This window comes from uncultured Chitinophaga sp., from assembly GCF_902168175.1.
Taxonomy (GTDB): Bacteria; Bacteroidota; Bacteroidia; order Chitinophagales; family Chitinophagaceae; genus Chitinophaga.
In genome coordinates this window covers 84,594-107,067 of the sequence record NZ_CABHOU010000076.1, presented here as the reverse complement: position 1 = coordinate 107,067, position 22,474 = coordinate 84,594, and the positions used below count along the sequence as shown (strand labels likewise).

The 22,474-nt window shown below is 46.9% G+C and carries 20 protein-coding genes and 2 tRNA genes; 9 read left to right on the top strand and 13 right to left on the bottom strand.

The annotated features are described in order from the left end of the window. Nucleotides 1-19: 19 nt before the first annotated feature. The 4 genes from QZT80_RS17735 to QZT80_RS17720 all read right to left on the bottom strand — a co-directional run bounded on the left by QZT80_RS17735 (nt 20) and on the right by QZT80_RS17720 (nt 2,280). Nucleotides 20-667 carry a Crp/Fnr family transcriptional regulator gene (locus tag QZT80_RS17735; protein ID WP_295125006.1) on the bottom strand — a complete coding sequence of 216 codons (648 nt, stop codon included), beginning with the start codon at nt 665-667 and terminating at the stop codon, nt 20-22. Nucleotides 668-768: 101 nt separating this feature from the next. After that, complete coding sequence (locus QZT80_RS17730) at nt 769-1,311, bottom strand: relaxase/mobilization nuclease domain-containing protein (RefSeq protein ID WP_295125003.1); 543 nt, start codon at nt 1,309-1,311, stop codon at nt 769-771. Then, a complete protein-coding gene (mobC, locus tag QZT80_RS17725; RefSeq protein ID WP_295124999.1) occupies nt 1,301-1,645 on the bottom strand; it encodes a plasmid mobilization relaxosome protein MobC in 345 nt (114 codons plus the stop codon). The genes QZT80_RS17730 and mobC overlap by 11 nt, the downstream gene beginning before the upstream one ends. A gap of 290 nt (nt 1,646-1,935) precedes the next feature. Next, nucleotides 1,936-2,280 carry a helix-turn-helix domain-containing protein gene (locus QZT80_RS17720; protein ID WP_295124997.1) on the bottom strand — a complete coding sequence of 115 codons (345 nt, stop codon included), beginning with the start codon at nt 2,278-2,280 and terminating at the stop codon, nt 1,936-1,938. 151 nt (nt 2,281-2,431) lie between these two features. On the opposite strand from QZT80_RS17720, the gene QZT80_RS17715 reads away from it, so the two are divergent. After that, the gene (locus QZT80_RS17715; protein WP_295124994.1) at nt 2,432-3,268 is read left to right on the top strand and encodes a hypothetical protein; all 837 of its coding nucleotides are present in this window, start codon (nt 2,432-2,434) and stop codon (nt 3,266-3,268) included. 78 nt (nt 3,269-3,346) lie between these two features. Here the strand turns inward: QZT80_RS17715 and QZT80_RS17710 are convergent, their stop codons facing one another. Then, on the bottom strand, nt 3,347-3,784 hold the full coding sequence (locus QZT80_RS17710; protein ID WP_295124991.1) for a hypothetical protein: 438 nt from the start codon (nt 3,782-3,784) through the stop codon (nt 3,347-3,349). A gap of 520 nt (nt 3,785-4,304) precedes the next feature. Between QZT80_RS17710 and QZT80_RS17705 the strand changes: the two genes are divergently transcribed. Beyond that, the gene (locus QZT80_RS17705) at nt 4,305-5,069 is read left to right on the top strand and encodes a hypothetical protein (protein ID WP_295124988.1); all 765 of its coding nucleotides are present in this window, start codon (nt 4,305-4,307) and stop codon (nt 5,067-5,069) included. Nucleotides 5,070-5,150: 81 nt separating this feature from the next. On the opposite strand, the gene QZT80_RS17700 is transcribed toward QZT80_RS17705, so the two are convergent. Both QZT80_RS17700 and QZT80_RS17695 read right to left on the bottom strand, forming a co-directional pair. Continuing rightward, a complete protein-coding gene (locus tag QZT80_RS17700) occupies nt 5,151-5,774 on the bottom strand; it encodes a hypothetical protein (protein WP_295124985.1) in 624 nt (207 codons plus the stop codon). A 198-nt stretch (nt 5,775-5,972) separates the two neighbouring features. Then, a tRNA-Lys gene (locus QZT80_RS17695) sits at nt 5,973-6,045 on the bottom strand. Between the two features lie 247 nt (nt 6,046-6,292). On the opposite strand from QZT80_RS17695, the gene QZT80_RS17690 reads away from it, so the two are divergent. Continuing rightward, on the top strand, nt 6,293-7,213 hold the full coding sequence (locus QZT80_RS17690; protein ID WP_295124982.1) for a LysR family transcriptional regulator: 921 nt from the start codon (nt 6,293-6,295) through the stop codon (nt 7,211-7,213). A gap of 195 nt (nt 7,214-7,408) precedes the next feature. Here QZT80_RS17690 and QZT80_RS17685 read toward each other — a convergent pair. Then, nucleotides 7,409-7,481: transfer RNA gene (locus QZT80_RS17685), tRNA-Lys, on the bottom strand. A gap of 227 nt (nt 7,482-7,708) precedes the next feature. On the opposite strand from QZT80_RS17685, the gene QZT80_RS17680 reads away from it, so the two are divergent. After that, the gene (locus QZT80_RS17680) at nt 7,709-8,536 is read left to right on the top strand and encodes an SAM-dependent chlorinase/fluorinase (protein WP_295124979.1); all 828 of its coding nucleotides are present in this window, start codon (nt 7,709-7,711) and stop codon (nt 8,534-8,536) included. Here QZT80_RS17680 and QZT80_RS17675 read toward each other — a convergent pair whose 3' ends face one another. Beyond that, nucleotides 8,537-9,325 carry a polysaccharide deacetylase family protein gene (locus QZT80_RS17675; protein WP_295124976.1) on the bottom strand — a complete coding sequence of 263 codons (789 nt, stop codon included), beginning with the start codon at nt 9,323-9,325 and terminating at the stop codon, nt 8,537-8,539. Between the two features lie 172 nt (nt 9,326-9,497). On the opposite strand from QZT80_RS17675, the gene QZT80_RS17670 reads away from it, so the two are divergent. The 5 genes from QZT80_RS17670 (at nt 9,498) to QZT80_RS17650 (ending at nt 16,985) form a co-directional block, all read left to right on the top strand. Then, on the top strand, nt 9,498-9,644 hold the full coding sequence (locus QZT80_RS17670; RefSeq protein WP_295124973.1) for a hypothetical protein: 147 nt from the start codon (nt 9,498-9,500) through the stop codon (nt 9,642-9,644). Between the two features lie 417 nt (nt 9,645-10,061). Next, on the top strand, nt 10,062-12,722 hold the full coding sequence (locus QZT80_RS17665; RefSeq protein ID WP_295124971.1) for a GH116 family glycosyl hydrolase: 2,661 nt from the start codon (nt 10,062-10,064) through the stop codon (nt 12,720-12,722). A gap of 2 nt (nt 12,723-12,724) precedes the next feature. After that, nucleotides 12,725-13,285 carry an RbsD/FucU domain-containing protein gene (locus QZT80_RS17660; protein WP_295124968.1) on the top strand — a complete coding sequence of 187 codons (561 nt, stop codon included), beginning with the start codon at nt 12,725-12,727 and terminating at the stop codon, nt 13,283-13,285. A gap of 67 nt (nt 13,286-13,352) precedes the next feature. Then, entirely contained in the window at nt 13,353-13,649 is a 297-nt protein-coding gene (locus QZT80_RS17655; protein ID WP_295124965.1) for a putative quinol monooxygenase, read from the top strand. Between the two features lie 111 nt (nt 13,650-13,760). After that, on the top strand, nt 13,761-16,985 hold the full coding sequence (locus QZT80_RS17650) for a DUF2723 domain-containing protein (protein ID WP_295124962.1): 3,225 nt from the start codon (nt 13,761-13,763) through the stop codon (nt 16,983-16,985). Between the two features lie 762 nt (nt 16,986-17,747). Here the strand turns inward: QZT80_RS17650 and QZT80_RS17645 are convergent. From QZT80_RS17645 to QZT80_RS17630, 4 genes are all read right to left on the bottom strand, one after another. Then, nucleotides 17,748-18,587 carry a sugar phosphate isomerase/epimerase gene (locus tag QZT80_RS17645; RefSeq protein WP_295124959.1) on the bottom strand — a complete coding sequence of 280 codons (840 nt, stop codon included), beginning with the start codon at nt 18,585-18,587 and terminating at the stop codon, nt 17,748-17,750. Between the two features lie 156 nt (nt 18,588-18,743). Continuing rightward, on the bottom strand, nt 18,744-19,955 hold the full coding sequence (locus QZT80_RS17640; RefSeq protein ID WP_295124956.1) for a TlpA disulfide reductase family protein: 1,212 nt from the start codon (nt 19,953-19,955) through the stop codon (nt 18,744-18,746). An 18-nt stretch (nt 19,956-19,973) separates the two neighbouring features. Next, complete coding sequence (locus tag QZT80_RS17635; protein WP_295124953.1) at nt 19,974-21,038, bottom strand: TlpA disulfide reductase family protein; 1,065 nt, start codon at nt 21,036-21,038, stop codon at nt 19,974-19,976. A gap of 20 nt (nt 21,039-21,058) precedes the next feature. Continuing rightward, complete coding sequence (locus QZT80_RS17630) at nt 21,059-22,474, bottom strand: PKD-like family lipoprotein (RefSeq protein ID WP_295124950.1); 1,416 nt, start codon at nt 22,472-22,474, stop codon at nt 21,059-21,061.

Here is a 22,474-nt window from a genome sequence, read left to right as displayed (position 1 = left end):
GGAAATACGGTGACCTGGGTTACACAACAAATTTTATTTCTATAATATTCCTTCCCAGGGACACCAGTCCGCGTTGTTCCATCTTTTTCAGCAAACGCGAAATCACCTCGCGGGAGGAATTGAGATCGGAAGCAATATCATGGTGGGTAAGTTTCAGCTCCCGGGTATGGAGCCGGATACTCTGCTTACCTAAATAATGCTGCAAACGTTCGTCCATACTACGAAAAGCCACGCTATCCAACACCTCTAAGATCTCTTCAAAGCGGCTGCGGTAAGATTCGACCACGAAGCGATACCAACTTTTATGCTCCTTCATTAGCGTTTCCATCTCTTCGATCGGCAACATGACCAGCACAGCATCCTTTTCCGCCCGGCCCATTACCTCGCTGGCCCTGGCAGTAGTGGCACATATCATAGAAAGGGCACAGGCATTGCCAGGCTCCAGCTCGTACATAAAAATCTCTCCTTCCTCCGGCGATTCGCGATACACTTTAATACTCCCCTCGGCCACCAGCATCGTGTACTTAAGAAATTCACCGCTGCGCATCAGTACCCCACCTGCAGGTATCTCCCTGATAAAGCCAATACTGGCAATAGTACTCCTAAGTGCGGGGTCGAGGAACGGGAAGTGGTCGTCGAGATATTGACCAATAACTGTATGCGGCATGTAGTATGAGAATTTATTCAAAAATAGGGTAAAACGAAATATTACCCCAAGCGGCCGCCCGCTTACTGATCCGGGTAGTTTAAGAAATGCAACATCTTCCTTCAATTTAATACTGAGCCCTGTTTTTTTTCTATAGCTCCCCTAATTTCGTTTTCGAATTCCAAAATAGTCCACCATGATTGCAAAACACAAAACCCGCATAAAACGTATGTTTTATGCGGGTTTTGTGCTTTGACTTCTGTGATTCCGCTGCCGCGTAGACCTAACCAGCTATCGGAAATGGCTTTGCCGTTCAGATTTACCAGGTTGGCGATAATATGCAAATGCGGATGGGCCTTGTCCGTGTGCTTTACAACCGCCACCTGTGTGTTTATCAGGCCGATTTCCTGGAGATACTTTTGGGCAAGAGTTGCCATCAGCTCGTTTGTTACCTTATCATCTGGATGGAAACTTAAAATACCGTGAAATACGGCCCTATGCTTATTGGGCAAAAGGCGGCGGTTCTGTTCAAAATCCTCAGCCATCTGTTTAGGGTCGGATTCCCTAACGCCATGAACATACAGGATCTCCGCCCGTTCTACCGGTTTACAGACATACCGGCAGCAACCCGAAAAAGACTTACCCGTTATTACTTTACTTATCATCACTTAACTTTTTCAGGATTTCACATAATTGGGCGTAATCCTTGTAATAGGCAGTCAAGGCGGACAAATATCCTTTCTGGTGGCAGGTTTTAGCCATCTGGTTGATGTTGTTAGCAACCCCGATCAGGGCCAGCCGGTATTGACGGCCTTCCTCATCCAGCCGGGCAACGACCTTTCCCCGCAGGATCACCTGCCGCATGTAGGGCATGAGTTTCATTCCGGCGCTTTGCGCCTGTTGCTTCACCCGTTTCATTTCTTCCTCGTTGAGCCTTACCCCAACCTGGAGCTGACGTTTTACCGGGCTGGGTGGGCGGCCTTTCCTTTTCTCACTCATAACCGAAAATTTTAATGCTTGCCCGCTTGCGGGCAACCTTTTGCGACCAGCGGGAGCAAAAGCGAGCGAGTTTTTGCGAAGCAAAAACACCGCTCGCTAACGGAGCGAAGTCCGTTCTTTGTCCCGCGTACAAGGGGGCAAACACGCCTGTACAATTTCCGCGACGGGTAGCGAAGCTGCCCGTCAATCTTCGCGGGCAGGCAGCCACACTGCCCTACCTAATATCCGCGTACAGGTGGCAAGGCCGCCTGTACGATCTCCGCAGACAGGTAGCAAAGCTGCCAGTCAATCTACCGGGCAACCTGTCCATCTTTTTTCGGCTGTAACAATTGCTGTATATCGTTCCAAAGAAAATAGACCCTTGACCGGATTTTGTAGGGGCTTAGCTTACCGTGTTTAATCCAGTCATAAATAGTGGGCTTGGTGACCTGGAATAGCTGGCAGACCTCACCGATCTTGTAAAGGGGCTTATAGGTGAGGCCGGGTGTTTCATAAACTGGGAGAGCAGGGTTGGCCCTTTCCGCATTTATAATTTCTTCCCGGATAATCAACCGGACACGCAGCCAAAATTGGTCTGGGTCAAAAGGGAATAACATGGGTGCCTCAGCCTTTTCAATTTGCACATTTTCTTTCATACACTTAACTGTTTAGGCGGCAAAAATACGGTAACAGCCAAGCAAGAAAAATCTAAGTATACTTAGAAAACATGTTTAAGAGAAATAGTCTGCCAATCATTTTATAGAATAAAAACATTATATTAGATGAACTGTATTACAAAATTATTTCATGGAAGAAAGAGAATATTATAATATAAGAAAAGGTTATACAAAGTTTGAAGCCGTAAGCAATGAAATGTTTAAAAAAGCATTTCTTCTAAAATATCGCCAGTTAGAAAATGAGGGGTATTTTCAAAAATATTTTGGCCTATATTGTACTGATGGTGATATTAATGGAATATTAGGAGATGATATTGATACTGCGATATTTATGAAAGTAGGTAAAAGCGATCTTTGGCCTATTTCTACGAAGCTGAATCATTATTCTGATGTAGACCTTTTCACGATGATTGAACTTCTGCATGACTGTTGTTCCAAGCCAACAGTATCATCGTATCATAGCTGGAACGATTGTGGGATACACGTCTCTGCCTCCGATGATAATTTAGGCAGACAGGAATTTAGAGAAGCATTTAATCCCCTTTTAAAGCGATATAGGAACTTAGAGATCTCTGATAAGGGTGAGATTCTGGAAAGTATTGAAGAGGGATTTGAGAATTTATTTGCAGCCCCAATACCTACATCAGATGAAAGCAATATCAAGTTGAAGGTATCTGCGGCTATGGTGAAATTTAGAAGAGCTACCTCTAGCCTAGATGAAAGGAGGGACGCGTTGAGAGATCTTGCAGATGTCCTTGAGTATCTAAAGCCAAAGATTAAAAACGTTTTAATGAGTAAGGACACAAATGAACTTTTTGAAATTGCAAATACCTTTGGAATCCGCCATCATAACGTTCGGCAAAAAACTGATTATGACAAGCCATTGTGGCATTCGTGGATATTTTATTGTTACCTATCTACAATACATTTATGCTTAAGGCTTATTGAACAAGAAAATAAAACATAAAAATAATTTTTATGGATTGGGAAAACCGTCATATCTCATTTGATAGTCAATGAAGTATGCATCAATAAATATTAATTTTTATATTAACTTCATTTCCAGTTGATCTAGTACCTTAAATGCTGGAGGATGATCCAACCTCCCGAAAAATGACCTTGCAGCAGCAACACCTTTTAACACTTCTGCCTTCTCTTTAGGTGATAGCATGGCAGGTTTGTAAATCCTCCGTAGGTTTTCCTTGATACTATCGGTATCTACGCCCGTTAACATGTTTATTAACTGGGCTGATCGTTGATCACAGGCGATTGTTTTGACACCGGCAGTTTGTAATAGTACATAGTGGATGACAGTTAAGGTGGGAATTTTAGGTTGTGTTTTTGCACATTTTTCTTGTCTTATTAAAGGCCGGCTGCTTTTATAATGAGCTAATACCACTTCCAGTTGTGGCAGGAATTTTGAAACAAACCGGGGTAAATAAACACAAAGAAGAACTCCTGAAAATGCAATGCCCCCAAACATAACCAGTATAGATAAGTAAACTAAGGTGTAGATTAAACGGCAGAACAATTAGCAAAGCCAAAGTAAATAATGATGAAAAATGATAAAGTACATGCCGATACCAGTAATCAGCAATGATCTTTCTTCGGGTACTTTCAATATCCCAGCTGGGGAAAGATAGGGTTTGTTGTTTGTGAATAGCGTGTAATGATAGCCTGTTATAACCAGCATTAAAGGGGAGATCAAAGGTGAAAAAGGATTTCAACCGCTTCAAATTCGAACTTCTCATATCCTAATTTTTTAAGTAAAAAACAACAATGCTCAATAGATATACAAAATTAAGGGGCCAGTTTCCAAATATATTTTGCTACATCTTTACTGTATCATAAAGCAATGGTAAAAGCTGGAATATACTGGCATTATGTTATTTATCCATAATAAGAATATACAGTTTAATAAGCTGTAACATTGGGTTAATATTAAGTTTAAAACTTTTCAATGGTATTTTTTGTTGATGAGCCCGTTTATTAAGTAACTATCTATGACAGTTTATCTTGACAATAATATAATCGTTTCAATTGAAAACGGCGACTATACACTTGATAGTGTAAAATCAGTTCTCCCTAACGGGAAACTCCGATTTTTCTATTCATCAGCCCATATTTTTGAAGTGGAAAGTTTTCCCGGCAATTCATCTATCTCCAAGGATGACCTACTAACAAAAAGGCTTGACACAGTAAGAAACATTTTTAAGAACAACTATCTGTATTTAGACCTAAATGGAAACAGGCTGACACATATAATGGAAGATCCACGGGAAGTTTATGACACAATTACCCTTGTTCCCTCCGGCATTACCGCAATAAAAGGTTTCATGAACCTAATATCCAAAGAACAAAAAGAAGATATAAGGCGACAGTTAGGAATAGACATTTTAAAATTAAACAACTACAGTGCGATAGAAGTAATTGACCACCTGAACACTAAGCTAACAAGTTGGGGAACAAATCAATCTTTCTTAGAAATGATTGAATATGGCATTCAGCTTCATCCTGATGGTAAAAAATTTGGGCTGCATAACCGAATTGCAGGAGTATTTGAATTGCTTGACATGTTTGGCTATTGGAAAGATAAGGAAACACCAACATCAAATTATGCAAGACTATGGGATGCTGAGCATTGCTTCTTTGCGAGCTACTGCGACTTTTTTATCTCTGATGATAGAAGAACGAGAAACAAGGCAGCAGTTGTTTATAACGTTTACAACAAGGATACGAAAATAATTTCCTCAGGTGACTCTAAATAAAACTAAATCCAATATGCAATTCCATGCTATGACGGCAGATGGAACGGTAGTGTTTAGCCTATCGTTAATATATATCTTCGTTTATCCAAGAAGGGATTCTAGGTCTCTGAGATAATTCTCGTAGTTCTTCCACTCTAATAGATCAAGGATAGATTTGGCTTTGCTCTTTGTTGGTTCGATGGTGATGTCGAATTTTGTTCCAAAATCTGTCTTTAGTTTTTCGAAACACTCCTTGACATTACGCTTGGGATTACCTTCTTCACAATGATTTGCTTGATTTCGTGCTTCCCATACCACAGTTTTCAAGCTCTGTAAACCAATTGCACGCCCTTCATTACAACTAGAAAGCCCTCCATAAACTGTAGATATACCTTGTTTAGCAATCTGTAAAAGTGCTCCTGATAGTGCATCAATCGATAATGCCTTATTGGCCAAGGACCTCTTCAACGCTGTAACTTCTTGTCCTAATGAGGGTAGATTATGTACGCTAGAAAATGTACTCATTAATGCTAATTTTTCTATCACTTCTGGGTCATCGATGTCTGTGGGATCATCAGAACCCAAATATTGCATTTTTAAAATGTTATAAATTGCTGAGAGTTTAGCATACTTTTCTTCTATTTCCAATAATTTCTTTTCCTCCTCAAAAATGGCATTTATTAGACCTTTTGCCGCATGTTCTGTATCTACTATATATTGGTTCATTGATCATTAAATTTTAGGCTGTTTCCATGCTATGATTATTTTGCAAATATAGTAAGGTGCATTGTTCGTACCTTCGTAAAAGCTGGTTAACCTGTATAAAGTACGGGAAAGCAAAAGTGGTAATTCAAAAGGAACTCGACCAACTACTCGACTAAAAACACAAGACCCGCGCTACGCGCAGGTCTTGCAAATTTCCAGTGATTCCGCTGGGACTCGAACCCAGGGCCCATACATTAAAAGTGTATTGCTCTACCAACTGAGCTACGAAATCAACCCATTTTTTAAGGACTGCAAAAGTAACAATAATTTACTTCCATCCAAATTTTTCTTTTAGAAAGATAAAAAACACAACACCCTCCCCATTCTCTCCTATTAAAATTTGAATAGCAACCGGCTAATCCTGACAAACGACACATTGAGGCAAACAAGCTCAAAACGTAATACCATGGCTCAGACACAATCCATAAATCCGTATATCGTCCGAAATTAATTATTAAAATATTAATAGAATTTATTGTTTGCTATTAATTTTTGAATACATTTGCAGCGTGGTAAATCTGGAATGGTATAGAACTTTTATTGCTATCTATCAGCAAGGCAACCTTACGAAGGCCGCCCAGGAGCTACTTATTTCACAACCGAATGCAAGTGTTCACCTGGCCGCCCTTGAACAGTATATTGGCACCAAATTGTTCGACCGGCTGCCGAGGCAACTCGTTCCTACCGAAACGGGTAAACGACTCTACACGCAGGTGGTGGCATCGATGGAAAACCTGGGATCTGTGGAACGCTCTTTTCAAAAACCGGCGTTAAACAAACTGCCGACCATTCGACTAGGCGCCCCGCTGGATTTTTTCAACTCGAAGCTTACGGCGCGCATGAAAAAGATCCCATCGCAACTGAACGTATCGTTCGGTATCGGAAAAGAGCTTATACAACAGCTGACGGAAGGTGATCTTGACTTTGTGATTGGCAGCCAGAAGGCAATGGAAAAGAAACACCTGGTACATGAACCCGTGCTTACGGAGAAGCTGGTAGTAGTGGCCAATAAAAAGATGGACGTACGCGTTTTCCGAACACAGGTAAGAAACCAGGACTACGGGGAGATTGAAAAATGGCTATTGAAGCAGGATTGGTACGCATACAGCGACGACCTGGCGCTTATCAGGAAATTCTGGACAACGAATTTCGGCAAACGGCCGGCCATCGCACCTAAATACATCATACCCAATCTCAGTGCGATACTTAAATCGATCGGTGAGGGAAAAGGCGTAAGTGTGGTATCAGATTTCCTGGCACACGACTTCGCCAGGCAGGGCAACATTGCTGTAATATGGGAAGGTGTGGAAGAAGCCTCCAATACATTTTACCTGTCGTACGACAAGAGTAAAGTATCGGTAGCTAAAATTGAAGAAATGAGAGCATTGGTAAAAATATAAGCTGATAACATCAACTCAGATTTTTCGATGAAGGATAACAATAAACTTTGGCAAAGGAGCGAAAATACACCAGAATGGGAACTATTAGAGAAATCGACATCGTGCAGACAGACCGGATACAACTCAGGCACCAAATGCGAAAAGCCGCATAAATCTTACGATCCATACGGCTTAAACAAGTTTGAGAGTATTCTGTGATCCCGCTGGGACTCGAACCCAGGGCCCATACATTAAAAGTGTATTGCTCTACCAACTGAGCTACGGAATCCTACACTTTCGCACCGCAGTTTCTCAATTGCGGAGTGCAAAAGTAACAAATAATTTATTCGCTCCAAATATTTTTTAGGAAATCTGCGGAACGTTTAATCCACATCGTTATATCTGAATAAATAAAAGAACGCGCAAAAGCACGCCATGTAAAGATTTGCACGTTCTTTGCACTCTAATCCCGAAACAGTTTTTTTTAGCAGAAAAAAAGGAAAAGTAACACTCGAAATGTCTATAGTAACACTCACATCTGATATCGGTTTACAGGATTATTTGGTAGCTGCCATGAAAGGCCAGTTACTACAAACCTGTCCGGGTACCCGTGTGATGGACATTTCGCACCGCATCTCTCCTTTTAACCTGCCACAAGCCGTTTATATCTTCAAAAGCGCCTTCGCATACTATCCGGCCGGCACCTTTCACATCGTACTGATCAACCTGTTCGATAAGAAGTCGGATTATATGCTGATCGCGAAGTTTAAGGACCAGTACATCTGCTGCGCCGACAATGGTTTTATTACCATGATTGCCGGCAATACGTTACAGGAGATCATTCGCCTGCCTTTGAACCCGGCCGAACCCAAACATACACTGAACGTTACCGCTACCTTCGCCACTGCCATCAAAAGCATGTGCGACGGTACTGCTTTAGCCGAACTCGGCCCCAGGGCGGAAAACATCATCGTAAAAAATAACCTCCAGCCGCTTACGGGCCACGATTATATCGAAGGGCAGATCATTCATATCGATAACTTCGAGAACGTAATCGTGAATATCACCAGGGAGCAGTTCGAAGAACAACGCGCCGACCGCAAGTTCGCCATCATGTTCCGCCGTAATGAAATGATCACCACCATCAGCGAAACCTACAGCGATGTTGCCGAAGGCCAGAAGGTAGCCATGTTTAATTCTGCCGGTTACCTCGAAATAGCTGTAAACAAGGGTAATGCCGCAGGCCTCTTCGGTTTGCAGGGCTTCAGCCGTGAACAGCTGGTGCAGAACGCTACTTACCAGCAGCTGGCTTATTACCAGACGGTGAGGGTGGTGTTCGAATAGTTACCGGCGGGTAACCAGCTCCATAGCCGCCGAAAATGTAAGCACCTCATATTCTTCCCGATGTTCCTGTAAGTAACGTACCAACTGTTGATGTGCTGCCGGTGTTACCCGAAAAAACTCGCCACCTACACCATGAAACTGGTAAATGCCCATACCACCCTGCTGCTTCACCTTTTGAGCAAAAGCTATTAAGGCTTCCCCGCTTGTCCCCTCCGGCACCAGCCAACTGGGAACTTTACCAGCATCCAGCTTCTTAAAATCTGCAATAATACTGCTGCTATCACCACCCGCGCGTGCATACAAAGCCAGGCCCTTTTCACGAAGCATAGCAGCGTAATCGACGCCAGCCACCACGGTGTTATTGCAGGGATAGGCAAACGAGCGCTGTTTGCGGGTAGTATCCAGTGCCGCCAGTAATGATTGTTGCGCAGTTATTTCTGCCATCAGCCGGTCAACCGTATAAGATTCAATAGAAAGCTCGCCAGGCCAGCCCAGCGCCTGCGGACAAGGGTGAAACAGGGTATGGTTACCCAACTCATGCCCTTGCAAAGCAGCCATGCGCCAACCTTTCACCGCCGGGGAAGGCGCTCCGATCACTGTAGCGGCACCCCTGATAGCATTCAGAAAAAATGTAGCCTTAAATCCTGCCGTATTCAGTTGAGGCAGTACGGTTTGCAGATGAGAATCAAGTCCATCGTCGTAAGTAAGGCAAATAACGGGTTTATTGATAGTGTTACCTGCGGGCAACGAGGTTATACAGGAGAGCAGCAAGAGCAATATAGCATTCATATTTCGCGTGTTTGGGGAGATTGAATGTACGATGATAGGGCGACATCACCAACGCCCGGTTTGCATTGAGCTGGCGTTTCAACCACCTGCTGCCTCCAAGCTAAACTGAAAACTACCCCGCCGGCACTTTTCACATCGTACTCATCAACCTGTTCGATAAGAAGTCGGATATATGCTGATCGCGAAGTTCAAAGATCAGTACATCTGCTGCGCCGACAATGGTTTTATTACCATGATTGCAGGTAATGCAGTACAGGAGATCGTTCGCCTGCCTTTGAAGCTGGCTTACTACCAGACGGGAAGGGTGGTGTTCGAGTAGATCAACAGAAAAAACCACCATAAGATAACAACACAGGACAACAGGCAACCAAGTGCCACCCACCACACTTTCACGATTATCTGCCTCCAATACAACAACCCCAGTATTACCGGATAAGCTATCGCAAAGCCGACGAACACTTTATTCCAGCAAGGCCCGCTGCCATAAGATGATCCGCATGCAAGGAAAGCGTTCAGTTGGGCAAAAATCCCCCATAGTACAATGAAGCCGGCATTACCAGCCCATATGATCAACGCAGATAATAAACGATGTAGCTTCATAGCGGTCAGCAATATACTCGAAAGCACACTTCTGATGGTAATTTCTCTTTCCTTATAGGAATTTTACCTCTTATATGTAATTTAGCAAAGCTTATCCATACCTTACTCTCTACAATGTGATCTGTAAATCCAAGTTATGCACCGTAGAAGATTCCTTACGCAATCCGCTGTTTCAGCTGCAGGCCTGCTAAGCCTTTCCCTGCCTTCATGGGCAAAGGCTTTTGCACAAGGCCCATTACATAACATTCCTGTTGATAAAAAACTAGCCCCTTCATGGATTAAATCGTTGTACAGCCGCGGTTTACCGACCACCTACCTCAAAAGCCGCAATGAACTGAAGTACATCGGTATGCCAGCGGGCGGTTTGCATGCAGGCACCGTGTACCTGGGCGGCGATGGCAGGCTTTGGTTGTGGGGCGTTTACAACGACACGCGCGAAGGTATCGATCCTAAAACGGTGCTTTGGAATGATGGTGTGAGTGAAAAAAAGATCCGCAACCGTGATGGCGCATCTTATGTAGAACCTGCCATCGCCGCTAATAAACGTGTGCTGGAGCAGGGGTTTGGTTTGCTGATGGAAACAGATAAGACCACCGTTTTTAAAGAACTGAAAGAAGAAGACTGGGATGAGGTGACTTTCGAAGCCACTTACCCGGTAGCTACCATCCGATACAAATCAACACTGGCAGAGGTAACGGTGAAAGCCGGTGGACTCTTCATTCCACTCGATGCCGACAACTCCGCTACCCCGGCTACTATATTCGACATCAGCGTCAAAAACCTTTCGCCCCGAAACATGACCGCCACCATCACCGGCTGGCTCGAAAACGGTGCCAGGAAAATATCCGGGCAGGATGGTGAAGGCTTAAAGCAAAACATAGCTATCGAAGCCGGCACCTATAGCAGCGTGTACGGCGATTTCCAATATAAAACGCAGCCCGCCGAACTGAAGGCCGACGATGGCTCTACCTGCATCACTTTACTGGCAGGCGGCGGCACGGTTAATACCGAAGCTACGCCATGGTCGCTCGACCACAAGGACCTGCTGAAGGCAAAAACAACACCGTCCACTGTGGCCGCATCGGAAAAACTGGTGGGTGCCATCACCACCAAACCGTATACATTAAAGCCTGGCGCCACTACCAACGCCCGGTTTGCGTTGAGCTGGCATTTCAACCACCTGTTGCCTCAACTCAAAACTAAACTGAAAGATACCGGCAACGGGCACTTCTACGGGGCAAAGTTTGCCAACGCCGCCGAAGCCGGTAAACATATCGCCATCCATCCGCAGCTTTGGGAACAAACCTTACGCTGGAAAGATACTTTTTACGACTCTACCCTGCCGCACTGGTTCCTGGAAAGAACTTTCCTGAATATCGGCACCCTCGCCACTGCTAACACCTATCGCTTTGCGAGCGGCCGCTTTTGGTCGTGGGAAGGCGTAAACGCCTGCGAAGGCACCTGCACACACGTTTGGCAGTATGCACAAACTATGGCACGCATCTTCCCTTCGCTGGAACGGGATTGCCGCCAACGCACCGACCTCGGTATTGGCATGGAGGAAAATGGCGGCATTATTTTCCGCGCTGAATTTGAAACACGCCCGGCCATCGACGGGCAGGCAGGCAGCATCCTCCGCATGTACCGCGAACACCAGATGAGCGCTAACAACGATTTCCTGCAACACAACTGGGAAAATACGAAGAAGGCAGTCCGCTTTATGCTGGCACAGGATAAAAACGGCGACGGCCTTACCGATACGCCGATGGAAAATACACTGGATGCTGTTTGGGAAGGTGAGATCGCCTGGATCGCCGGCCTTTGCATAGCGGCGGCCAAAGCAGCGCAACTGATGGCGGAGGAAATGAACGACACCTCCTTTGCCGCTATCTGTAAGGATTATGTGGAAAAAGGCAGCCGTAATATGGACCAGCTGTTTAACGGCGAATACTTTATCCATCGCCCCGACGCTGTACAGGGCAGGAAAAAACTGGGATCCTACAATACCTGTCACATCGACCAGGTATATGGCCAGAGCTGGGCCTGGCAGGTAGGTCTCGGCAGATTATGGGACAAGGAAAAAACATTATCGGCGTTACGTGCATTATGGAAATACAATTTCACGGAAGACGTAGGCCCTTATATAAAAACGCACATCGGCGGCCGGCCTTATGCAGTGGCCGGCGAAGGTGGCATGATCCTGAACACGAACCCACATAACGAGCCACGCCCCTTCGGCCAAGATGTAACCTGGCAACTGGGCTACTTCCACGAATGCATGTCGGGCTTTGAACACCAGGTAGCCAGCCATATGATGGCAGAAGGCATGACGGACGAAGCACTGGCCCTCACGCGTTGTATCCATGACAGGCACCATGCAGCCAAAAGAAATCCTTTTAACGAAATAGAGTGCAGCGACCACTACGCCCGCGCCATGGCCAGCTACGGCACTTTTATTACCGCCTGCGGTTTTGAGTACCACGGACCTAAAGGCCACATCGCTTTTGCGCCGAAATGGAAAAACGCCGAAGGTTTCAAAGCACCTTTTACCGCCGCCGAAGGCTGGGGCACTTACGCCAGCGACGGCAATGGCGCTCACAAACTGAAACTCCGTTACGGGTCGTTGCAGCTGAACAGCATTAGCCTGGTCGCAGCAAAGGGAACGAAGGCTACCGTGAAACTGGGCGACCAGCTTATAAAAGCGAGCGTTACACGCGAAGAAGGTGGCTTGAAACTTTCCTTTGCCGCTCCTGTTACCATCAAAGAAAACAAGTCGTTAAAAATCTCAATCGCCTAGCTATGCGTAGTTTTTTGAAATGTAGCATTCCACTACTGCTGCTTACCAGCTTCTCCGCCTGTAAACAGCCCCCTGCTCCCGCAGCCCCCGGCTGGAAAGAAGAATTGAAAGCCGCCATGCCGCTGATGGGGCACCGCAACTGGATAGTGGTGGCCGACCAGGCATTCCCGGCGCAAAACACACCCGGCATTACCTACATCAACACAAACGAAAACCTCGCCCCCGTGCTGGAAGAAGTAATAAGTGCGGTGAAAGCTTCTGGTTACGTGAAACCTGTCTTTTACCAGGATAAGGAACTGGCTTTTATTACAGAAGATGCGGCGCCTGGCGTAGCTGCCCTGTCGGCCAAAGTATTAAAGCTGATGGAAGGCGCGCCGGTACAAAGCATGTTGCACGATTCGGTATTTACCCGGCTGGACGCCGCAGCCACTCAATTCAGAGTACTGGTATTGAAAACGAACGAACGCATCCCCTACTCCTCGGTATTGCTGCAACTGGATTGTGCTTACTGGAGCGCGGAAAAGGAGGCTGCCTTAAGGGCAAAGATGGCCGTGGCTAAGTAGCGGCCGTATTTCCTCCGGTATTTTCCCGAATGAACGTATATTGCCGGTTTTACGGCATTGTTACAACATGATCCTACGTATTGTTAAAATGACCTTCGACCCGCTAAGGGTGGGGGAATTTACCAGGCTATTCGATAAACAGAAGGCGCAGATCCGTCATTTCCCAGGTTGTACCCACCTGGAATTATGGAACCACTCGTCCGAAAACCACGTTTTCTTCACTTATAGTCATTGGGAAAGCGAGCAACACCTTGATAATTACCGCAATTCTGACCTTTTCCGGGAAACCTGGGCGGCCACCAAAATTCTTTTTGCTGGTAAACCGGAAGCCTGGTCGGTGCGCAGATCCCTGACAGTGGAGTGATGTTATACGGCTTTTTATCAAAAAAATATATTTAGAAAAAGTTAAAACTGTAGTTAAGGCTTTCTTAATTGCTTAGTTTTTCTATTTTTGTCCGAATCTTAAATTGACCTTATGAATTTTAACAAGACCAATAACATAGTAGGTTGGATTGTTTGTATTATCGCCTGCTCGGTCTATCTTATGACTATGGAAGCCACCGGAAGCCTGTGGGACTGCGGTGAGTTTATATCTGCAGCCTACAAAGTTCAGGTGCCCCACCCTCCCGGAGCGCCCCTGTTTGTGCTTATCGGCCGTTTGTTCACCATGCCATTTAAACCATCTGAAGCTTCGCTGGGCGTAAATATTATGTCGGCCCTGGCCAGTGGTTTTACCATATTGTTCCTGTTCTGGACCATTACCCACTTCGCCCGCCGCATTATTATTAAGGCTGGTGATGTGATCACTGTCGAAAAAATGACGGTGGTAATGGGTGCTGGTGTTGTAGGCGCGCTGGCTTACACTTTCTCCGACTCATTCTGGTTCTCCGCTGTGGAAGGCGAGGTGTATGCCATGTCTTCCCTGTTCACTGCGCTCGTTTTCTGGGCTATCCTGAAATGGGAGCATGAAGCGGACCAAAAATATGCCGATCGCTGGATCGTATTCATCGCTTACCTGATGGGCCTTTCTATCGGTGTCCACTTGCTCAACCTCCTCACCATCCCGGCTATCGTAATGGTGTACTACTTCAAACGTGGTAAGGTTACGGCCTGGGGTACTTTCTGGGCATTTGTGATCGGTTGCCTTATTACCGGTGCGGTGCAGAAATTCGTGATCCAGGATACCATTAAGGTATCGGGCATGATGGACGTATTCTTCGTAAACAAACTGGGCCTGCCTTTCTTCTCTGGTTTTACCTTCTACTTTGTCGCTATCCTGGCGGTAATGATTTATGGTTACAAAAACCCGAAGTTCGGTCTGTATGCCCCTTTAATACTTATTGGTTCTGTAGTACTGATCCCGGCTTTCGCAGATGGCGACAAAACTGGTATCCGCATCTTCAGGTTCGTGGCAGTTGGTATCGTGCTGGCTGTTCCTTATGTGCTGAAGGCATTTGACGTGCAACTGAATGCAGAAAAAATTAAACATGCGGTAAGACTCACCGCTGCTTCTATCATCTTCCTGTTACTGGGTTACTCCACTTATATCACCACCATGATCCGCTCGAGCGCGAACCCTTCGGTGGATATGTATAATGTAGATAACCCTGTTTCCCTGGTAGGTTACCTGGGCCGTGAGCAGTATGGCGACTTCCCGCTGTTATACGGTCAGGTGTTTACTGCCCGTCCTCAGACCTGGGAAGAAAAAGGCAATGTGTACGCCCGTAACGAGGGTAAGTACATGGTGGCCGGTAAAAAAATGGAGCCGGTTTACGCTCCTGGCGACAAAATGCTGTTCCCCCGTGTTTGGGATGCCAGCAACGACCAGGGTCATGCCGACTACTACCGTGCCTTCCTCGGCCTTAAAGAAGGTGAGAAACCTACTTTTGGCGACAATATCGTGTTCTTCATGAAGTACCAGGTGAACTTCATGTACATGCGTTACTTCTTCTGGAACTTCGTTGGTAAACAAAACGATACCCAGGGCTTTGGTAACGTACGTGATGGTAACTGGATCAGTGGTGTTGCCCCGCTCGACAATTTCATTTACGGCGATCAGAGCACCATGCCTGACAGCCTGAAAGATAATAAGGCGCATAATGTATTCTTCGGCCTCCCGCTGATTTTGGGCCTGATAGGCTTCGTATACCATTATAGCCGTCACCGCAAAGATACCCTCATCGTATCGCTGCTGTTCTTCTTTACCGGTTTCGCTATCGTGCTGTACCTGAACCAGGCGGGCAACCAGCCACGTGAGCGTGACTACGCCTACGTAGGTTCCTTCTACGCGTTCTGCGTGTGGATCGGTTTAGGCGTACTGGCATTGTACGATATCTTGTCTAAGAAAGCCGCCAAAGTAGCCGCAGTTGGTTCTGTAGCGATCTGTTTACTGGCTGCGCCTGTAATAATGGCCGCCCAGGGTTGGGACGATCACGATCGTTCGCAGAAAGTGCTGGCCCGCGACGTAGCTAAAGACTACCTCGAGTCCTGCGCTCCTAACGCTATCCTGTTCACCGTAGGTGATAACGATACTTACCCGCTCTGGTACGCTCAGGAAGTAGAAGGCATTCGTCCGGACATCCGCGTAATTAACCTGAGCCTGTTGGGTGTTGACTGGTACATCGACCAGCAACGTAAAGCGGTTAACCAGAGCCCGGCCATCCCGATGACCTGGAGCCCTGACAAATACCGTGGCGAAACACGCAACTACATCAGCTTCTACGATGCTGGCCTGTTCCCGCAGGATAAATTCTATAACCTGAAAGAAGTAATGAACTTCATGGCTTCCGACGACGACCGCTTCAGGGCGCAAACGCAGACAGGTGAAAGAATCAACTTCCTCCCGACCAAAAACCTGTACATCCCGGTTGATAAGAAAACCGTTCTTGCAAACGGTACCGTATCCGCCGCCGACAGTGCCAATATCCAGGAGCAGATGGCTTTCGTACTGAACAAAACCGTTCTGTATAAAAACGACCTCGCAGTATATGACATCATCGCGGCTAACGACTGGAAACGTCCCATCTACTTCACCAGCCCTACCGATCTGGGCCTGGGCGAGTACATGCGCGTAGATGGTCTTACCTACCGCCTGGTCCCTATCCGCAAGCCACAGTCAGAAGAAATCCTGCCCGGCCTTAGCGATAATGTGAACATCCCGGTAGCATACGACGTACTGATGAACAAATTTGCCTTCGGTAATGCTGACAAACCAGGCGTTTATTTCGATGAACCTAACCGCCGTATGCTGCAGAGCATCCGTAACGCTTATACGAAAGTAGGTGTGGCGCTGGCGAAGGAAAACGATCAGAAAAGGGCCCTCAGCGTCCTGAACCGTGCCGATTCTCTGCTGGCTAACCCGAACTTCCCTTACGCACTCACCTCTCCGGGTAACCTGCATAACCTCTACACCATGGAAGTGGTATATGCTTATTACCTGGCTGGCGATATCAAAAAGGGTCAGGCCGTTTCTGCCCAGGTAGAAAAAGACCTGAAGCAACAAATGGCTTACTACAGCGGCCTCCCCGCCAGCCGTCTCACCAACGACCTGCAGGACGATGCCCGCCGTGCCCAACAATTCCTGGCCATGCTGGAAGACATGAAGAAGCAATTCTCCGGTGACACTACCCGCACCCAGGAAGGTGCAGCCCAGTTCAACACCGGCGCAGGCGCTCCGGCACCACCCGATTCAAACAAGTAATACGTCAAAATAGTCTACAGCAAAAGCGAAGGCCTCCTGGTCTTCGCTTTTGCTTTTTGGGGCACCAGCTCAGGAATTACTATCAGCCGCCGTTGTGTCACTCCCTTCAACTGTTTGAACATTATCGGGCAGAAACCAAGCACCACTGCCCGGCGGATTATATTAACCGACGTACGCTTAATCTATATGGTGTGCCCGCGTTAGCGGGCGTCACTAAATAGTTTAGCATCCGCAGGATCTCTCACTACGCAATAACCTGTTGTACCGCGCAAAAAATCTAAAGATCACTCCCTTCAGCCGCAGTAACAATATTGGGGCAACGTTCAGTTCCCTGGTCCATGTATCCCCCGATTTAGCCCGAAGCTCCCTTTAATAAAGGGTGGCCGCCGAATCCTGCTAATTTAGTATCAGTCCCTTTCTCATACATTCCCATGATCATCGCCATTACTCCTTCTCAACTGCCTGCATTTCCCTATAACACTGTTTGATTAGTGCGTTGCTAGTGCTGTACTTAAGTTATGTTCATGTTTGCTTATTCTAATTCTATTCTAATATTATTCTAATGTTTCCCTAATCTTTCCCTAATCTGACTCTAATCTGACCCTAGTCTGAGTTCATGTTGAATGCATGTTGACAGCGCACCGAGTGCGTGCCGACAGTATGCTGAATGCATTACAACTGGTATTAAATTACCGGACGGCTATTAAACGAAAAAGCCCCGGCATTACGCCAGGGCTCATCTATCAACTTAAAAGATAATGACTAAAGTTCCTTTACCATCTTTCTCCAGTTCGCAACGCTTTCTTTTACTTCAGGCACGCTGTTTTCCCAGTGGTACTCGTATTCCGCAGAAAACACGCCTTTAAAGCCCTGTTTCTTCAGTTCTTGCATTACTCCCTTCAGGTTGCTTACACCAGTACCCCAAACTACGTCGTGCGCTTTAGGTGCTTTTTCGTTCAGATCTTTGAAGTGAAGGCTGTGGATGTGGCCTTTGAGTTTCTGAACGCACTCCACCGGATCGAGGCCCGAGCGTACCCAGTGACCAACATCGGCGCAGGCGCCCATCAGCGGGCTACGGCCTTTAATAGCAGCCAACACGGTATCGGGATGCCAGTATTGGCTTGGTTTCGGGTGATCGTGGATCGCTAATTTGATCTGGTATTTGTCGCAGAGGGCAGAAACAGCATCGAGGTGCTGTTTGCGGGGTTCGGCGGTAATAATGCCGATGCCCATTGCCTTGGCGAATTTGAAGGTTTGTTCCCATTCCGCTTCGTCTTTCGCGCTTACTACGCCGAAGGCTACCAGCTGGATCTTATGGCTTTTAAGCAGCGCCAGTACTTTTTGCTGAGTGGCCTCGTCCATATTAATGTTCATTTTGCCCTCGATATCTCCGCCAATTGTTTGGCCGGGATAACATTCTACGTAGCTAAGTCCGCAGGAGTCCAGCTTTTTCAGGGCTTCCGTGAGGGTAAAACGGTTAAAAGTGTAAGACTGTGCGCCGAGTTTCCAGCCGAGTTTAGTGGATGCCTTATCCTGTGCTTTTAACGTGGCTGTAGTAGCAATGGCACCAAACAATGCCAGGCCCAATATCAGTTTTTTCATGAGAGCGAATCTATTTTTAAATGATCGTTTACAATCGGTTGCTGAAAAATAGCAGGTTTATGGGAGGAATGCAACATAAAAAGGATGAGCGTACGTAAAAACAAGGCCCGCCCCGGATTTACCGGAAGCGGGCCTGGGGCTAAGCGACTATTTTGATCAGATGGACTTGCCGTTGGCCATGTCTACCATGGCTTTAATTTCCGGGATAGCCTCATCTTCGGCTACAAACCCGGTATTAATAAAACGGATAATGCCGTTTTTATCGATGACAAACTTGGTGGGCAGGGCGCGTACCGCGAAAGTACTGGCTACCGTGTTCTTACCTGTGGTGGCGTCTTTAAGGTCCATATAAAGGTCGAACCGGTACTTCCTGTTGGCCAGCAGGCGTTTGGCATCGTCGGTAGCCGAAGGCGACCTCTCGGAGGTATGAATGAACATAAACACTACGTTGGTATCTTTAGCGTAGTAGTCGACCGCCCGTTGCATACCCGGGAATGAGCCTACGCAGGGTATACACCAGGTAGCCCAGAAGTCGAGGATCACCGTTTTACCTTTCAGGCTCGCCAGCGATACCGTTTTGCCATTTGCGCTGGTGAGTGTGAAATCAGGTGCGGGCTGCTCCGTTTTCATTTTAGCCATTTTCTCCACCACCTTTTTCTCTTTGATAGTCGCGGCGGCATCAAGCGCCAGTTGCAACTTTTTTTCGCTGCCGTACAGCTTTTTGGCTCCCGCGAGGAATTGTTCACTGCGTTCGCCGGGCGCCAGTAAAAGTTTATCGGCTTCCGCTAAGGCTTCCTCTTTTTTACCGGCGGCCTGCAGCGCCAGGACGTAATACTCGCGTGTTTCACCATCCCGGCTGCCTGCCAGCAAGGTAACAGCCTGCCCGTAATTCCCCTTTTTGTACTGCAGCACCCCGTTCAGTAAACTGAAATACGGTGTGTAATCCGTTTCCATCATGGACGTGTAAGTGGCCGCAGGTACGGTTTTATCGAGGTAAGGTTTTAGGAGCGCTTCAGCGTCGCTGAGCCTATTCTTTTCGCTCAGTTCGCGGGCCACCACCAGCGTGGCGGCATCCTTCTGGCTACCATTTGCCATCGCATCCCGCAACGCCAGGGCCTTTGCCATGTTCCCGGCGGCGGCATAAGCCTCCACATTGTGCATTTTACTGTACTCCAGCAGAAATACACCGTTGGCCGGCTTTTCCCTTTCTGTCACGCGCGACATCTGTGCTACCAGTTTTTCCATCAGCACCGGGTCGGACTCCGATTTTACGGCATTAAACAAGCCAGATACACTGGTATCGGATTGTGCGATGGCGCTGCCTGTAACCAGGAGCATCATCGTTAATCCTTTCATTACCTTTTTCATTTTTCTAAGTTGATATGATTAAATTTTAATCAGCTCCGCCAGCTTCTTATGCAGCTCTTCGCCGCGCAGGTTGCGGGCAATGATCTTTCCGTCGGGGCCTATCAGCAGCGTGCTGGGAATGGCGTTGATGCCATAGTAATCCAGTATTTCGCTTTTACGCTCGTTACGGTCGCGCACCTGTGTCCAGGGCATACCATCTTCCTCTACGGCCAGCTTCCACTTCTCCACATCATCGTCAATGGTTACGCCGAGTACGGTGAAGTTGTTGTCTTTATACTTGTTGTAAGCCGCCAGTACATTAGGATTTTCCGCACGGCATGGCTTACACCAACTGGCCCAGAAGTCGACCAGCACATACTTACTGCGGTAAGCAGCGATAGACACCGGTTTACCATTAAGGTCATCTCTCGTAAAGTTTAATACGGTTTGCCCTACCGCTGATCGCCTGGAAATATTCATTGATTCACGGAACTTTTTTCCGTTCTCTGATTGTTGAATATCCTCGCTCAGCTTATTAAACAAGCCTATTACCATTGCGTAGTCATCCTCCTTAATATCAGATAACAGACTGAGGCTGTAATAGCTGTCGGGATGGGCAGCTATGAACTCCTTACTGTGCTTCTTTCTCATGGACGAATATTCGCTTAATGCCTTTTTCAGTTCGCCTTTCGCGCTTGCTGATGTATCTTTTGCCAACACTTCGTATTTACTTCTGAAAGCATCCGTCGATTTGTTAAGGGCCGCCTGATAAACACGCCTTTCATCTTCTGTTTTAGTACCGGATATAACGATGTTCTTAAAATCAGTGGTATCACCGGTAATATTCATCGCACCTTTCTCCACCCATATCAGCAAACCCATTTTGCCAATGAAGATGCGGCGCGTTTCGGGTTCTGCAGCTACATCAATAACTCCAGAGAACTTGCCGTCTGTCACCTTCAGTGTATCCATTTTGCCTTTGCCCGACATGATGAGTACATCGCGGCTGAGTCCTTTTACATCGCCCGCAACCTGCATGGTTTGGGCATTCAGGCTTCCTGCGTATAAGAGGAGGCCTGCCAGTAATGTTTGTTTAAATGTCATGTTAAGCTATTTACTATTAGTTATTTATTGCGGTAAACAAGTTGAACGATGTCGCCGAAGCCGGTGAACTTTTTCACGTAGGTATTATTGACAAAGTCGCCCGTCGTACCAATATCAAAGTAGTACACCTCTCCTGCCGCACCGTTGTTAACACCTGCTACCAGGCGTTTGCTGGTGGAGCGTAACATCTCAAGGTCTTTCACCTGGTAACCGTCCGGGAAGGTGTATAACAGCCGCGCATTATTGGCGAGCATATCGTAGAGATAAACCTTATTGCCGGAGGCGTAATACAGGTGTTTAAATGCACTGGAAGTTGCAAATGCGGTAGCCGTAGCTATATCCGGACTATTGCCGATCACCTGGTTCATGGCGGGCACGCCTGCAGCCAGTGAATACAGGTAGCGGGTAGTAGCGTCGGCCATTACCAGGTAGAAGTCCGCGGTACTGAAAGTACTTGCCCCCATATCAGCAGCAATCAGCGTTTTACCGGTATTCGACATATCAAACGCGGCACCGGTGGCTGCAGGCGCTGTCAATAAGTCCCTTTCCAGGTAACCAAGCTGCATAAAGCGTTTATACTTGTTATCGTAAAAGAAAGTGGTGTAATAAGTGCCGGACATGGGGTAAGGATATAAAGTGTAATCGCCTGCCAGCCGGGGTGAGAAAGGTTTCGTTACCTCCTGCGGGTAAAACACCGGGCCAAAACCTGCATACAAACCATCCTTATCTACGATATACTGATCGGCCACCAGTTTGTTCAGCCCATATCCCACCTGCGCGGAGAACTGTTTACCATTGGGGAAGATGGCCGTATTCGTGCCGTTTTCAAACATATCATTAGCCGTAAAACGGAATGCGCCCTGGTCGGTGAAGAAGTAGATCAGGGAGATGTTAGAAGCAATACCGGCGCCTATTCCCAGCGATTTACCAGGATACTCTTTTTTATTGGTGGTGCCGGGAGCGTTCAGTATCAGTGTATCATCTGCACGGATAAAGGAAAGGCGGGCGTTACCATCTTTGTTGTTGGCTACCATCCAGCCTTCGTAAAAAGCGCCGTTGACGGTAAGGCCGTATTGTATCTGTGATACAACACCAGTGCCGCTATCAGTAACATCGAGCTGCACAAAGTAGGTGCCTGGCGAAAGGTTGATCACCGTTTTAAGGTCCTTTTCCTTCGAGAGTTCAACAGCTGTTCCCGCCAGGTAAGCACGTGGGTACACCGTCCATTTGTAACTCAGTGTGGCGCCGGGTTTGGTTTGGCGGATATCGGTAACGATCTTCAGCGTATCCAGCTGCGTGAGCGTAAAAGACGAATCTTCTGTTACTACCGATATTTTGTTGATCTCCTTAAAAGTAAAGTCCTGCTCCTTCTGGCACGCGGGCGCCAGCACGAAAACCAGGGCAGAAGCAATAGCGATATAAAATATATTGCGCAT